The organism is Polaromonas sp. (assembly GCF_029945685.1).
Taxonomy (GTDB): domain Bacteria; phylum Pseudomonadota; class Gammaproteobacteria; order Burkholderiales; family Burkholderiaceae_C; genus Polaromonas.
Genome location: NZ_JAQSDA010000012.1, coordinates 77,485 through 90,706, shown reverse-complemented (window position 1 = coordinate 90,706; position 13,222 = coordinate 77,485). Strand labels below are relative to the sequence as shown.

General features: G+C 64.6%; 12 protein-coding genes. 8 read left to right on the top strand and 4 right to left on the bottom strand.

Translation table 11 applies throughout. The features are described from left to right. The first annotated feature begins 178 nt into the window (after positions 1-178). The 4 genes from PSV26_RS09235 to PSV26_RS09220 are packed head-to-tail and all read left to right on the top strand — an operon-like array spanning position 179 to position 5,505. The gene (locus tag PSV26_RS09235) at positions 179-1,165 is read left to right on the top strand and encodes a malate dehydrogenase (RefSeq protein ID WP_300570016.1); all 987 of its coding nucleotides are present in this window, start codon (positions 179-181) and stop codon (positions 1,163-1,165) included. 20 nt (positions 1,166-1,185) lie between these two features. After that, entirely contained in the window at positions 1,186-2,175 is a 990-nt protein-coding gene (locus PSV26_RS09230) for an aldolase/citrate lyase family protein (protein WP_300514860.1), read from the top strand. Between the two features lie 39 nt (positions 2,176-2,214). Continuing rightward, positions 2,215-2,829, top strand: coding sequence for a hypothetical protein (locus PSV26_RS09225; RefSeq protein WP_300514863.1), 615 nt, complete (start codon positions 2,215-2,217; stop codon positions 2,827-2,829). Between the two features lie 60 nt (positions 2,830-2,889). After that, positions 2,890-5,505 carry a bifunctional aconitate hydratase 2/2-methylisocitrate dehydratase gene (locus PSV26_RS09220; RefSeq protein ID WP_300570096.1) on the top strand — a complete coding sequence of 872 codons (2,616 nt, stop codon included), beginning with the start codon at positions 2,890-2,892 and terminating at the stop codon, positions 5,503-5,505. 61 nt (positions 5,506-5,566) lie between these two features. On the opposite strand, the gene PSV26_RS09215 is transcribed toward PSV26_RS09220, so the two are convergent. Continuing rightward, positions 5,567-5,950: a hypothetical protein gene (locus PSV26_RS09215; RefSeq protein ID WP_300570014.1), complete on the bottom strand. Its 384-nt coding sequence runs from the start codon at positions 5,948-5,950 to the stop codon at positions 5,567-5,569. A gap of 17 nt (positions 5,951-5,967) precedes the next feature. After that, positions 5,968-6,468, bottom strand: a complete 501-nt coding sequence (locus tag PSV26_RS09210) for a pyridoxamine 5'-phosphate oxidase family protein (RefSeq protein WP_300570011.1) — start codon at positions 6,466-6,468, stop codon at positions 5,968-5,970. 434 nt (positions 6,469-6,902) lie between these two features. On the opposite strand from PSV26_RS09210, the gene PSV26_RS09205 reads away from it, so the two are divergent. The 3 genes from PSV26_RS09205 to PSV26_RS09195 all read left to right on the top strand — a co-directional run bounded on the left by PSV26_RS09205 (position 6,903) and on the right by PSV26_RS09195 (position 9,426). Then, positions 6,903-8,165 carry an MFS transporter gene (locus tag PSV26_RS09205; protein WP_300570008.1) on the top strand — a complete coding sequence of 421 codons (1,263 nt, stop codon included), beginning with the start codon at positions 6,903-6,905 and terminating at the stop codon, positions 8,163-8,165. Between the two features lie 84 nt (positions 8,166-8,249). Further along, entirely contained in the window at positions 8,250-8,612 is a 363-nt protein-coding gene (locus PSV26_RS09200) for a DUF1428 domain-containing protein (RefSeq protein WP_300514878.1), read from the top strand. 16 nt (positions 8,613-8,628) lie between these two features. Continuing rightward, positions 8,629-9,426: an SDR family oxidoreductase gene (locus PSV26_RS09195; RefSeq protein ID WP_300570005.1), complete on the top strand. Its 798-nt coding sequence runs from the start codon at positions 8,629-8,631 to the stop codon at positions 9,424-9,426. Between the two features lie 98 nt (positions 9,427-9,524). Here the strand turns inward: PSV26_RS09195 and PSV26_RS09190 are convergent, their stop codons facing one another. Next, positions 9,525-11,741, bottom strand: a complete 2,217-nt coding sequence (locus PSV26_RS09190; protein ID WP_300570002.1) for a molybdopterin-dependent oxidoreductase — start codon at positions 11,739-11,741, stop codon at positions 9,525-9,527. Between the two features lie 46 nt (positions 11,742-11,787). Continuing rightward, positions 11,788-12,621, bottom strand: coding sequence for a helix-turn-helix transcriptional regulator (locus PSV26_RS09185; RefSeq protein WP_300514887.1), 834 nt, complete (start codon positions 12,619-12,621; stop codon positions 11,788-11,790). Between the two features lie 174 nt (positions 12,622-12,795). Here PSV26_RS09185 and PSV26_RS09180 point away from each other — a divergent pair, with 174 nt between their 5' ends. Then, positions 12,796-13,221: a hypothetical protein gene (locus PSV26_RS09180; protein WP_300514890.1), complete on the top strand. Its 426-nt coding sequence runs from the start codon at positions 12,796-12,798 to the stop codon at positions 13,219-13,221. Position 13,222 lies beyond the last annotated feature (1 nt).

Here is a 13,222-nt window from a genome sequence, read left to right as displayed (position 1 = left end):
TATAAGACATAAGACAAATTGACGCCTGCGGGTTTTCCAGCGTAAAATCTTTGGCTGAGTCGACGCAACGCTTTGCCCTGTGTGATGTATGTCACATGCGTTCGGGGCACCCAGGCTGCGCAAACCACTTCATTGTTACCTCTTCAACCGATTTACAACCTTCCTGGAGTTCTCCACCATGAGCAAAAAACCCGTCCGTGTTGCCGTTACAGGGGCCGCTGGTCAAATCGGTTACGCACTTCTGTTTCGCATCGCTTCCGGTGAAATGCTGGGCAAGGACCAGCCGGTGATCCTGCAACTGCTGGAAGTGCCTGTGGAAGGCCCGCAAAAGGCGCTCAAGGGCGTGATGATGGAGCTCGACGACTGCGCCTTCCCGCTGCTGGTGGGCATGGAGGCCTATGACGATCCCATGAAGGCCTTCAAGGATGCTGACTACGCGCTGCTGGTGGGTTCGCGTCCCCGCGGCCCGGGCATGGAGCGTGCCGAGCTGCTGGCCGTCAACGGCGCCATCTTCACCGCGCAGGGCAAGGCACTCAATGCCGTCGCCAGCCGCAACGTCAAGGTGCTGGTGGTTGGCAACCCCGCCAACACCAATGCCTACATCGCGATGAAAAGCGCGCCCGACCTGCAGCGCAAGAACTTCACCGCCATGCTGCGCCTGGACCACAACCGTGCTGCCAGCCAGCTCGCCGCCAAAACCGGCAAGGCCGTGGCCGACATCGAAAAACTCACGGTCTGGGGCAACCACTCGCCGACCATGTACGCCGACTACCGCTTCGCCACCATCAATGGCGAAAGCGTCGCCAAGATGATCAACGACCAGGAATGGAACGCCAACGTGTTCCTGCCCACCGTCGGCAAGCGCGGCGCCGCCATCATTGAAGCGCGCGGTTCGTCGTCCGCCGCCTCGGCTGCCAACGCCGCCATCGACCACATGCGCGACTGGGCGCTGGGCACCAAGGGCAAATGGGTCACCATGGGCATTCCGTCGGACGGCCAGTACGGCATTCCGAAGGACACGATGTTCGGCTTCCCCGTCACCTGCGAAGGCGGTGAATACAAGCTGGTCGAGGGCCTGGAGATCGACGCGTTCAGCCAGGAACGCATCAACAAGACCCTGGAAGAGCTGCAGGGTGAGCAGGCCGGCGTCGCCCACCTGCTCTGATTGCAGAAGCACACACGGTAGTGACACATCCTCGCGACGTTCTTCTGGGTGCACAGGCCGCGGCAGCTTTCCTGCCGGTCTGTGACCACTACAGCGGCGTCGAAGCACGGATGCGCAAAAGCCTGCAGTTGCAGGCGGAGATGACCGAGGAGTTCGGCACCTGCGTGTTCGACGTGACGCTGGACTGCGAGGACGGCGCGCCCGTGGGTGGCGAGGCCGATCACGCGGCACTGGTGTGCGCGCTGGTCGCGCAAGCCGCCGACGGGGCACGCGTCGCCGTGCGGGTCCATGCGGTGGACCATCCGGCGTTTGAAGCGGACATTGCCACCATTGCCGGCCAGGTCGGCGACAGGCTCTGTCACCTCATGGTGCCCAAGGTCGAATCGGTCGCCGATGTTGAACGCGTGGTGGCCGCCCTGGCTGCGGCCTCGCGGGCTGAACTGCCTGTCCATGTGCTGCTGGAATCACCCGCGGCGGTGCACCGTGCCTTCGCCATCGCGGCCCATCCGCGTGTGCAGTCGCTCAGCTTCGGCCTGATGGACTTTGTCTCCAGCCACGGCGGTGCCATTCCCGCCGCTGGCATGAGCAGCCAGGGCCAGTTCACGCATCCGCTGGTGGTGCGCGCCAAGCTCGAGATTGCCTCGGCCTCCCACGCGTACGCCAAAGTTCCCTCGCACTGTGTTGTCACCGAATTCAGTGACACTGCAGCCATGAAGGCGGCTGCCCAAAAAGCCGCCCGTGAGTTCGGCTACACCCGCATGTGGAGCATCCACCCGGGCCAGATCCGTCCCATCCTCGAGGCTTTTGCGCCCAGCGAAGGCGAGATCGAGAACGCTACAAAAATAATAGCTGCTGGCGCACATGACGATTGGGCGCCCATCAGTTTTGAAGGCCAGTTGCACGACCGCGCCAGTTACCGCTATTTCTGGCAGGTGCTGGAGCGGGCGCACCAGACCGGCCGCGTATTACCGCATGAGGCGCAGGCATATTTTTCTGCCGCGCTTCATTAGTTGCTTGCCAGATTGCCGATCTTTTCCCAAGGAAACCCCATGAAACGCATTGTTCTTGCTGCCCTGGCGCTTGCCGCCCCCGCTCTGCTGCTGGCCCAGACGGCCACGCCCAAACCCGCCCCCAAAGCGGCCGTCGCGAAGCCCGAACAGGCCGCCAAACGCGCGCCGATCAAACGTTCGGCGGCCAAAGCGGTCGAGGAAATGACGCCCATCGATGACGACCCGAATGTCACGCTGACCGCCGAAGACCTGGAAATTGCCAAACGGGTCTATGTGGGCACGATTCCCTGTGAACTCGGTGCTTTCGTCACCATCACGCCGAGCGAGAAGCGCCCGGGCTTTTTCCTGGTGCAAACGGGCAAGACGCGTTTCCGCATGCACCCTGTCGGAAGCCGTACCGGCGCCATCCGCCTGGAAGACGGCCGTGCCGGCGCCATGTGGCTGCAGCTGGGCAACAAGTCCATGCTGATGAGCCAGAAGCAGGGCCAGCGGCTGGCCGACGAGTGCATGAGCCCTGCGCAGCTGACCTTTGCCGACGAGATGAAAAAGAACCCCCCGGTGAGCATTCTGGATCCCCTGCCTGTAGCCAAGCCGGCTCCCGCCCTGGCTGGCACGGGTTCAGCGCAACCGGCGCTGCCCGCCAAAGCGGAATAACAGCTGACCAGCAACGGCGCGCGCTGCTTTGAAATTTTTTTGAGTACAGGAGAAAAAACCATGGTGTCCGAGTTCATCACAAGTTATCGCAACCACGTGGCCGAGCGCGCCGCGCTCGGCATCCCGCCGCTGCCGCTGTCGGCCAAACAGACGGGCGAAGTCATCGAGCTGCTGAAGAACCCGCCCAAGGGCGAAGAGGCCTTTCTGGTCGAGCTGATCACGCACCGCGTGCCGGCCGGCGTTGATGACGCGGCCAAAGTCAAGGCCAGCTACCTGGCCGCCGTGGCACACGGGACCGAGAAGTGTTCGTTGATCTCGCGTGAAAAGGCCACGCAATTGCTGGGCACCATGCTTGGGGGCTACAACATCAGCCCGATGATCGATTTGCTCGACGACGCCGAAGACAGCGTCGCCAGCCAGGCCGCCAGCGGCCTGAAAAATACCCTGCTGATGTTCGACCAGTTTCACGACGTCAAGGAAAAAGCCGACAAGGGCAACAAATACGCCAAGGCCGTGCTGCAAAGCTGGGCCGATGCCGAGTGGTTCACCAGCCGCCCCGAAGTCCCTGAGTCCATCAAGCTGACCGTGTTCAAGGTGGCCGGGGAGATCAACACCGACGACCTGTCGCCTGCACCCGACGCCTGGAGCCGCCCCGACATTCCGCTGCACGCGCTGGCGATGCACAAAAATGCCCGTCCCGGCGTCACGCCGGAAGAAGACGGCAAACGCGGCCCGGTCAAATTCATCGAGGAGCTGAAAGCCAAGGGCAACCTCGTGGCCTATGTCGGCGACGTGGTGGGCACCGGCTCGTCACGCAAGTCGGCCACCAACTCGGTGCTGTGGTTCACCGGTCAGGACATCCCTTTTGTGCCGAACAAGCGTTTTGGCGGTGTCTGCCTGGGCGCAAAAATCGCGCCGATTTTCTACAACACCATGGAAGACTCGGGCGCGCTGCCGATCGAGCTCGACGTGAGCCAGATGGCCATGGGCGACGTGATCGAGCTGCGCCCCTACGACGGCAAGGCGCTGAAAGACGGCAAGGTCATCGCCGAATTCAAGCTCAAGAGCGAGGTGTTGTTTGACGAAGTGCGCGCCGGCGGCCGCATTCCGCTGATCGTCGGCCGCGGCCTGACCGCCAAGGCGCGCTGGGCGTTGGGCTTGCCGGTCTCCACCCTGTTCCGCCTGCCGCAGGCACCCGTCGCCAGCGAGCGTGGTTTCACGCTGGCGCAGAAAATGGTCGGCCGCGCAGTCGGTCTGCCCGAAGGCCAGGGCGTGCGCCCGGGAACCTATTGCGAGCCGAAGATGACCTCCGTCGGTTCCCAGGACACCACTGGCCCGATGACCCGCGACGAGCTGAAAGACCTGGCCTGCCTGGGCTTTTCGGCTGACCTGGTGATGCAGTCCTTCTGCCACACCGCCGCCTATCCCAAGCCGGTCGACGTGAAGATGCACCACGAGTTGCCCGAGTTCATGAGCGACCGCGGCGGCATCCCGCTGCGCCCGGGCGACGGCATCATCCACAGCTGGCTCAACCGCATGCTTCTGCCCGACACGGTCGGCACCGGCGGTGACAGCCACACACGGTTCCCCATCGGCATCAGCTTCCCGGCAGGCTCTGGCCTGGTCGCTTTTGGCGCTGCCACCGGCGTGATGCCCCTGGACATGCCCGAGTCGGTGCTGGTTCGTTTCAAGGGCCAGATGCAGCCCGGCATCACCCTGCGCGACCTGGTCAACGCGATTCCGCTGTATGCCATCAAGGCCGGCCTGCTGACGGTCGCCAAGCAGGGCAAGAAGAACATCTTCTCGGGACGCATCCTCGAAATCGAAGGCTTGCCCGATCTGAAGGTCGAGCAGGCGTTTGAACTCAGCGATGCCTCGGCCGAGCGCTCTGCCGGCGGCTGCACGGTGCACCTGAACAAGGAACCCATCATCGAGTACATCACCAGCAACATCACCATGCTCAAGTGGATGATTGCCTCGGGTTACTCGGACGTGCGCACCATCAAGCGCCGCATCGCCGCCATGGAGGCCTGGCTGGCCGACCCGCAACTGCTCAAGGCCGATGCCGATGCGGAATACACCGCCGTGATCGAGATCGACCTGGCCGACATCCACGAACCCATCGTGGCCTGCCCGAACGATCCGGACGACGTGAAGACCCTCGGCGAAGTGGCCGGCAGCAAGATTGATGAGGTGTTCATCGGCAGCTGCATGACCAACATCGGCCATTTCCGCGCTGCGTCCAAGCTGCTCGAGAACAAGCGCGACATCCCGGTCAAGCTGTGGATGGCGCCGCCGACCAAGATGGACGCCAAACAACTTACAGAAGAAGGCCACTACGGCGTGCTCGGTTCGGCCGGTGCGCGCATGGAAATGCCGGGCTGCAGCCTGTGCATGGGCAACCAGGCGCAGGTGAAAGAGGGCGCGACGGTGTTCTCCACCTCGACACGCAACTTCCCGAACCGCCTGGGTAAAAACTCCAACGTCTACCTCGGTTCTGCCGAACTGGCCGCCATCTGCTCCAAGCTGGGCCGCATCCCGACGAAACAGGAATACATGGCCGACATGGGTGTGCTGACGGCCGCCAGTGCCGAGGTCTACCAGTACCTGAACTTTGACCAGGTCAAGGATTACACCGACATGGCGGATACGGTGAAGGACAGCGTGCCGGCTTAAGTCAGGCGCTCCCGAAAAAAAGCCCCGCAGCGAAAGTTGCGGGGCTTTTTGTCTGGGCGATCTACAGACCGCTCGGCAAGGGGTCAACGATGCGCAACTCCGAACCGTCGACAAACTTCACATACCAGAAGTCCGACGAGGCGGGCAGGTTGGGCCGCACATGGCTGACATTGATGGGTGAGATGTACACGGTGCTCGCCCCATCGTCGGGCGGCGGCGCAAGGTAGTGGCGCCTGGCGCCCACCAGGCCGCCGATGGCACTGATCACGGTGGCGGTGGACTGCGTGACCGCGTTAACGCTGGTGCCCTGTCCCAGCAGGTGGATGGTGGTCTGGCCGAGCAGGTCCGCCCGCGATGCTTCCACGTAGAGCACGGCCGCCGGGTTGATCCGCAGGTCGTCGGGTGCGGCCGGGTCGGTCGCCTTGTTGAAGCACAGAAGTGGCATGTCGTGCAACCGGTGCTTCAGGACAGCTTCAGCTCTTTGTGCTCGCCCAGGTTTTTCGGTGGCTCGCCGGTCAGCGCGGCTTTGGCCATCTTGGCCAACTGAACCATCTTGCTTTCCTTCACGTCCCAGTATTCGGCGTGGCGGATGCTGATTTCCAGCAGCCCGAGATCCGGATCAGTGGGGCCTTGAAACCAGGCCTTGGCCATCGGCGACCACAGGGCTGCCTTTTTCGCGCTGTCTTCGACAATCGCGCCCTGGCCGGACAGGGACACATAGCTGTCCCGGCCGGGGTCGGCGTACGACACGTTGACATTGCCGTCCTGCCCCAGGCGGCGGGCGATTTCGCTGTTGCGTGAAACAAAGAAATACAGACGCGCGTCTTCGTCAGCAGACTGGTTCTGGGTGGTCAGCGGGTGGCTGTGCAGCATGCCGTCGGTATGGCGGTGCGTCAGCATGCCGAATTTGATGTCCTTGATCAGGTCCCAGAGGGTTTGCTTGTCGGCAGTAGGGGTGTTCATGCGGGCTCCGTGAGTGCTTGCGTGGTGAATGGATTCAGGATCCACCTTAGGCGCCTGCGCCACGCATTTTCATCAGTCACGGTCCCCGCTGGCTGTCAGTGCATGCCGACAGCCCGGGCGGTGCCGGTGCCGGTCCGTGTTGGCGGTTGGTAGCCAAAAGTGCCTTGAGCCCTTTACGGACGGACGCAAGCAGCTATCAAAAAAAGAGCGATCCGGCCCCGACGGAGGGCGCCAACTGCAGCGGGCACCCGTGATGTGGACGCTGCTCATGATTTTTGGTATGCTTTTGTGTACACCGTACACAATTAATGAAAGTGTGTGGTTCCCGCCCACTTTTTGCACACTTGCCTTGAAAGCACAACCATGGACTTGCCGATGTCTCGTTTTTCCGTCCAACCCGCAGCGCCGGCGTCCGGCTGTCCCGGGCGGTGCGCATGAGTGCCGCGATGGACAGCCGCAGACGCTGGTGGGCGCTCACTGTGCTTTGCCTCGGTGTGCTGATGATCGTGCTCGACACCACCATCGTGAACGTGGCCCTGCCGTCGATACGCACCGACCTGGCTTTTTCGGAGACCTCGCTGGTCTGGGTCGTCAATGCCTACATGCTCACGTTTGGCGGCTTTCTGCTGCTGGGCGGAAGGCTGGGTGACCTGTACGGGCAACGCCGGCTGTTTCTGGCCGGCCTGGTGCTGTTCACGCTGGCGTCACTGGCCTGCGGCCTGGCCAACTCCCAAGGGCTGCTGATTGTGGCGCGCGCCGTGCAGGGTCTGGGCGGCGCCGTGGTGTCGGCCATTGCGCTCTCCCTCATCATGAATCTGTTCATCGAGCCGGCCGAGCGGGCCAAGGCCATGGGTGTCTACGGTTTTGTCTGTGCCGGCGGCGGCAGCATAGGCGTGCTGCTGGGCGGCGTGCTGACCGATGCCCTCAACTGGCACTGGATCTTTCTCGTCAACCTGCCCATAGGCGTGGCTGTCTTCGCCCTGTGCCTGGTTCTGCTGCCCGGCGGGCGCGGGCGGGCGGCAGGCGCGCGTCTTGACGTGGCGGGCGCAGTCACGGTGACTTCGTCGCTGATGCTGGCGGTCTACGCCATCGTCAACGGCAACGAGACCGGCTGGACTTCCTCGCAGACGCTGGGGATGCTGGCCGCAGCAGCCGTGCTGATGGGCGTGTTCCTGCGCATCGAGTCGCGCGTGCCCACGCCGCTGGTGCCCCTGGGCCTGTTTCGCCTGCGCAATGTGGCCGTAGCCAACCTCGTCGGTGTGTTGTGGGCAGCGGCCATGTTTGCCTGGTTCTTTATTTCCGCGCTCTATATGCAGTTGGTGCTGGGCTACAGCGCGATGCAGGTCGGGCTGGGCTTTCTGCCGGCCAACCTGATCATGGCCTTCAACCCTGTGCTGCTGGCCGCCATGAGCGATGTGGCGCCGAGCGAGTCGGGCATTGCGTCGGGCGTGGTCAACACCGCCTTCATGATGGGCGGGGCGTTGGGGCTGGCGGTGCTGGCCAGCGCAGCCGCCGCACGTACCGCTCACCTGACGAGCGCGGGCGCGCAGCCGCTGGCAGCCCTCAATGGCGGCTACCAGCTGGCTTTTCTTCTGGGGGCTGTGTTTGCGGCCGCCGCGGCGGTACTGGGCGCGGTGCTGATGCGTACCGGCGTTGCGGCTGCCACATTGCCAGCCGCCGGGCAGGGTGCGGAGTAAGCCGCAGCTCCCCGCCGAAAAACGGGCAAGGCTGCGGCCTGCAAGCGCTCCCTAATCTTTTGAGTAAACCCAAGGAGAGTTCACATGAGTCGTTATGTTGATGGATTTGTCGTTCCGGTACCTACGGAAAACCTGGATGCCTACCGCCGCATGGCGCGAAAGGCCGGCAAGATCTGGCGCGAGCACGGCGCGCTGGAATACGTCGAATGTGTGGCCGACGATGTGAAACCAGGCAAGAGCACCTCGTTTCCGCAAAGCGTCAAGCTCAAGGCCAACGAGACGGTGGTTTTTTCGTGGATCGTCTACACCTCGCGCAAGCACCGCGACGCGGTCAACGCCAAGGTCATGAGTGACCCGCGTCTGGCCGACATGATGGACCCGAAAGCCATGCCTTTCGACGGCAAACGCATGTTCTGGGGCGGCTTCAAGACACTGGTCGAGCTGTAAACCGCCGGAACAAAAAATGATCCTGAGAAGCAAGGTGGCCGTGGTCTACGGCGGGGGCGGCGTCATAGGTGGCGCCGCGGCGCGTGCATTTGCCGGGGCCGGCGCGCGCGTGTTTCTTGCGGGCCGTTCGCCTGAAAAACTCGACGCGGTGGCGCGCGACATTGTGGCCGCCGGTGGCAAGGCGGAGACCGCACGGGTGGATGCGCTGGATGAGGACGCGGTGAACCGGCATGCGGACAAAGTGGTGGCCGAAGCGGGCAGCATTGACATTGCGTTGAACGCGGTCGGTTTTTTTCACGTGCAGGGGGTGCCGCTGGCCAGCCTGTCGCTGGCCGACTACAGCTACCCGGTGGAGGCCTACTCCCGCACCAACTTCATCACCGCCAAAGCGGTGGCCCGGCACATGGTCAGGGAAGGGGCGGGTGTGATCCTGATGCTGACCACGCCGGCGGCAAAAATGGTCGGCCCGGGCTTCCTGGGCCACTGCGTGGCGTGTGCGGGTGTGGAGGCCATGACGCGGCATCTGGCTGGTGAACTGGGCGCTGACGGTGTGCGCGTGCTCTGCCTGCGCTCGCATGCGATTCCGGAGGCCGTGACGCGGGGCTCTCACAGCCGCGATGTGTTTCGCCAGGTCGCCTTGCCCGCGGGCATGGGCATTGACGAGATGCTGGCCGGCGCTGCCGAAGGCACGCTGCTCAAGCGACTGCCGCGCCTGGCCGAGATTGCCAACACCGCCGTGTTCCTCGCGTCGGAACAAGCCGGCGCCATGACGGGCACCGTGGTCAACCTCAGTTGCGGCATGTCAGTCGATTGAAGAGCTACTTCAATCTGCTATTTATTTGATAGCTGCTTGCGCCTGTGCAACAAGGGCCAACGCGCGATTTCTTTAGTAAGCTCGCGAAAACCTTGGCCTCAGGCGCTGACAGCCTGAAGTTCCACTGGCACGCCGCTGAGCACCGCGTTGCCCGACAGCGGGTCGCGCCGGTCTTCGTCGAGCAGGGCATTGAGGTTGGCGCCGGGCCGTTCGGCGGCCAGCGCCATGCGCGTGCCCGGGAGGCCATGGCCCCAGCCGTGCGGCAGGCTCACGACGCCGGGCATCATCTCCTCGCTAACCTGCACTTGCGCCTCGATGCTGCGTCCCTGGTTGCTGATGCGCGCCGGCGCGCCGTCCGTCAGACCCAGGCGCTTCGCGTCGTCCGGGTGAACCAGCGCCGTGCAGCGCATCGGCCCTTTCGCAAGCACGGGCAGGTTGTGCATCCAGCTGTTGTTGGAGCGCACGTCGCGCCGGCCGACGATCACCATGGCCGGCACTGGCTGCGTGATCGCCTGGGCGGCGCGCTGCAGGTCCTTCAGCAGCGAGGGCGGCGCGAGTTCAATCTTGCCGGAAGGTGTGCGCAGCAGCTCGGGCATGCGCGGCTGCAGTTCACCCAGGTCGATGCCGTTCGGTGCGGCCTGCACCTTGGCCAGGGTCAGGCCTGCGGGGTCCCGGCCAAACTGGTCGCCATAGGGGCCAGTGCGCAGCGCGAGTTCGAGCAGGCGGTCCGGCCCGCGCAGACCTTGCATGGCGTCGATCACGGCGTCGGCGTGGTCGCCGAACCGTTTTTTGGCATCCTCGGCAAAGTGGCGGTCGTCGAGTTGCCCGGCATCGGCACCGGCGCCTTCGCCCTGCACGATGGCCGCGAGCTTGAGCAGGGTTTCCCACTCCGCCGGCTGGCCTTGCGGCGCGGCGAACACCGGCGCGCTGTAACGCGCATGGTTGCGCCAGGAAAACTGCGGGAACGCCACGTCGTAATGCATGTCCTCCAGCGGCGACGGGCCGGGCAGGATCACGTCGGCATGGCGCGAGGTTTCGTTGACATAGATGTCCAGGCTGACCATGAAGTCCAGGCTGTCGAGGGCCTGCGCCAGCCGCGCGCCGTTGGGTGATGAAAGCACCGGGTTGCTGGCCACCGTGATCAGCGCGCGCACCTGGCCGGGGCCGGGCGTTTCAATTTCTTCGGCCAGGCAGGTCATGGGCAATTCGCCGAAGACCTCGGGCGCACCGCTGACCCGGCTGGTATGGCGCCCGGTCGTGATGCCGCGACCGCTGCCGGGCTGGCCGGCGGTGTTGTGCGCGAAGGCGGCGGCTTTCGGGAACATCGCGCCGCCGGGCTCGTCGAGGTGGCCGGTCAGCACATTGAGCACATCGACCAGCCAGCTTGCCAGCGTGCCGTATTCCTGCGTGCAGGTGCCGATGCGGCCATACACCGCGGCGCGCGGCGTAGCGGCGAGTTGCCGCGCCAGGCTGCGTATGGTTTGAGCGTCGATGCCGCAGCGCGGTGCCACCACCTCGGCGCTGAATCCCTGCACGGCGGCTTCAACAGCATCCACACCATCGACCAGGGGCGCGATGCGCCCCAGCCGCACCAGCTTTTCGTCAAACAGCGTGTGTACCAGGCCCAGCAGCAGGAACACGTCGGCGCCGGGGCGGATGAAGTGGTGGGCGTCCGCCACGGCGGCAGTTTCGGTGCGGCGCGGGTCGATCACCACCAGCTTGCCGCCACGCGCCTGCATGGCCTTGGCCTTGCCCTTGAAGTCGGGCACGGTCCACAGACTGCCGTTGCTCGCCAGCGGATTCGCGCCCAGCACCAGCAGAAAGTCACAGCGCGTGATGTCGGGCACGGCAATGCTGAGCCAGTGGCCGAACATCAGCCCGCTGGAGAGCTGCTTGGGCATCTGGTCCAGCGTCGACGCTGAAAATACATTGCGCGATCCCAGCGCCTTGGCCAGCCGCGAAAAATAAAGCAGCAGGCCGATCTTGTGCGCCGACGGATTGCCCACGCTGATGGCGCCCGCCTGGCGGCCATGCTGCGCAAGAAGTGGCGGCAGGCGGCGCTCGATCTCGGCAAAGGCTTCATCCCAGCTGGCCGGCACAAACTCCCCGTTGCGCTTGATCAGCGGCGTGCGCAGCCGGTCCGGGTCTTCGTGCAGGTCTTTCAGCGCCACGCCCTTGGGGCAGATGTAGCCGGCGCTGAAAGCGTCGCTGTCATGGCCACGGATGCTGATGACCTTGCCCTCGCGGACCTTGAGTTCGAGACCGCAGCAGGCTTCGCACAGGGGGCAGATTCGGTGATGGGTGGTGTCGCTCATGGGGGGCTCCTGGCTGCATGGTGCGCGAAGCCTTGCCGCCGCGCGATCACGCGGGCGACAGCAGCCGGTGCAGAACCTGGGTGGTGAAGGCGTCGGCCGGAAAAAAGGTCTCCAGCATCAGCTCCTGCAGGGTCACGTCCACCGGGGTGCCAAAAATGGTGACAGTGCTGATGAAGCTCAGCACGCCGTGGTCGGTGCGGAACTGGAAGGGCATGACCACGCCCAGGTGTTCGCCTTCGAGGTGCGTCTCGTCGGCGCCTTCGGGCACCGGGTAGCCCTGAAGTTCGGCCAGCAGGTCGGCCAGCACCGGGTCGGCCGTGGCGGCGATCTGCTGGCGCAGCCGCTCGAACAGGTGCTTGCGCCACTGGACAAGGTTGACGATCTTGCTGGCCAGGCCGCGCGGGTGCAGGCTCAGGCGCAGCACGTTGATGGGCGCCTGCAGCAGCTCGGGGGCAGCGCCGGCCAGCAGATGCGGCAGGGCGGCGTTGGCGGCCAGCAGGTTCCAGTGCCGGTCCAGTGCCAGCGCCGGGAAGGGTTCGTGGCTCTTGAGGATCAGCTCCACCGCCTGCCGGGCCGAGGCCAGCGCCGGGTCGTCCAGCGGGCGTTCGCGGTACATGGGCGCATACCCGGCCGCCACCAGCAGCGTGTTGCGCTCGCGCAGCGGAATCTCCAGCCGCTCGGACAGGCGCAGCACCATCTCGCGGCTGGGCACGGCGCGGCCGGTTTCGACAAAACTCAGGTGCCGCGTCGAAATGTCGGCCTCGCTGGCCAGGTCCAGCTGGCTCAGGCGCCGGTGCTGGCGCCAGTGACGCAGGTGCTCACCAAAAGGCAGCGGGGTGGAGCGAGCAGGCCGGGTGGGGGGGTAAAGGCTGGCAGTCATGGCGCCATCGTAAAGCCGGCGCGGCATGCGGGCCATTACCTCGCAGGTTATCGACGCTGCGCGCTGCGGCGGGAATCATGGCCCCATGACCGCAGCCGATGGACAGCCGGCTGCGGTACTCCGTCAAATCGCTGTCCCTTGTTCCTCCATCCTGATTCACTCAAGGAGTATTTCATGTCTGCTGTTGCTTCCTTCTCTTCCCTCACGGCTTCGCCCCGCTTCCTGCGCAGCGTGCTCTGGCTCGACGCCGCCACCGGTGCGGCCACCGGTGCACTTCAACTGCTGCTGACCGGCTGGCTGGCCGCCCTGCTCGGCTTGCCTGAAACTCTGCTGGTGGCGTCAGGCTGGGCGATTTTGGGCTATGTGGCCTTGATCTGCTTCATCGCCACGCGCCAGTGGATGCTCGCAGGGCTGGTCTGGCTGCTGATAGGCGCGAACCTCCTGTGGGTGGCGGCTTGTCTGGCCCTGCTGCTGGGCGATGTGGTGACGCCCACGCTGACCGGCAAGGCCTTCATCGCCATCCAGGCGGTGGCGGTGGGCCTGCTGGCCGAAATGCAGTGGGTGGGCCTGCGCAAGGCGGCGGCACAACCGGGCTGGTGAA

Coding starts and splice junctions, on each gene's coding strand:
- PSV26_RS09195 (WP_300570005.1), top strand. CDS start 8,629: ATGATCCTGAGAAGCAAGGTGGCCGTGGTCTACGGCGGGGGCGGCGTC.
- PSV26_RS09235 (WP_300570016.1), top strand. CDS start 179: ATGAGCAAAAAACCCGTCCGTGTTGCCGTTACAGGGGCCGCTGGTCAA.
- PSV26_RS09185 (WP_300514887.1), bottom strand. CDS start 12,621: ATGACTGCCAGCCTTTACCCCCCCACCCGGCCTGCTCGCTCCACCCCG.
- PSV26_RS09225 (WP_300514863.1), top strand. CDS start 2,215: ATGAAACGCATTGTTCTTGCTGCCCTGGCGCTTGCCGCCCCCGCTCTG.
- PSV26_RS09205 (WP_300570008.1), top strand. CDS start 6,903: ATGAGTGCCGCGATGGACAGCCGCAGACGCTGGTGGGCGCTCACTGTG.
- PSV26_RS09190 (WP_300570002.1), bottom strand. CDS start 11,741: ATGAGCGACACCACCCATCACCGAATCTGCCCCCTGTGCGAAGCCTGC.
- PSV26_RS09215 (WP_300570014.1), bottom strand. CDS start 5,950: ATGCCACTTCTGTGCTTCAACAAGGCGACCGACCCGGCCGCACCCGAC.
- PSV26_RS09180 (WP_300514890.1), top strand. CDS start 12,796: ATGTCTGCTGTTGCTTCCTTCTCTTCCCTCACGGCTTCGCCCCGCTTC.
- PSV26_RS09220 (WP_300570096.1), top strand. CDS start 2,890: ATGGTGTCCGAGTTCATCACAAGTTATCGCAACCACGTGGCCGAGCGC.
- PSV26_RS09210 (WP_300570011.1), bottom strand. CDS start 6,468: ATGAACACCCCTACTGCCGACAAGCAAACCCTCTGGGACCTGATCAAG.
- PSV26_RS09200 (WP_300514878.1), top strand. CDS start 8,250: ATGAGTCGTTATGTTGATGGATTTGTCGTTCCGGTACCTACGGAAAAC.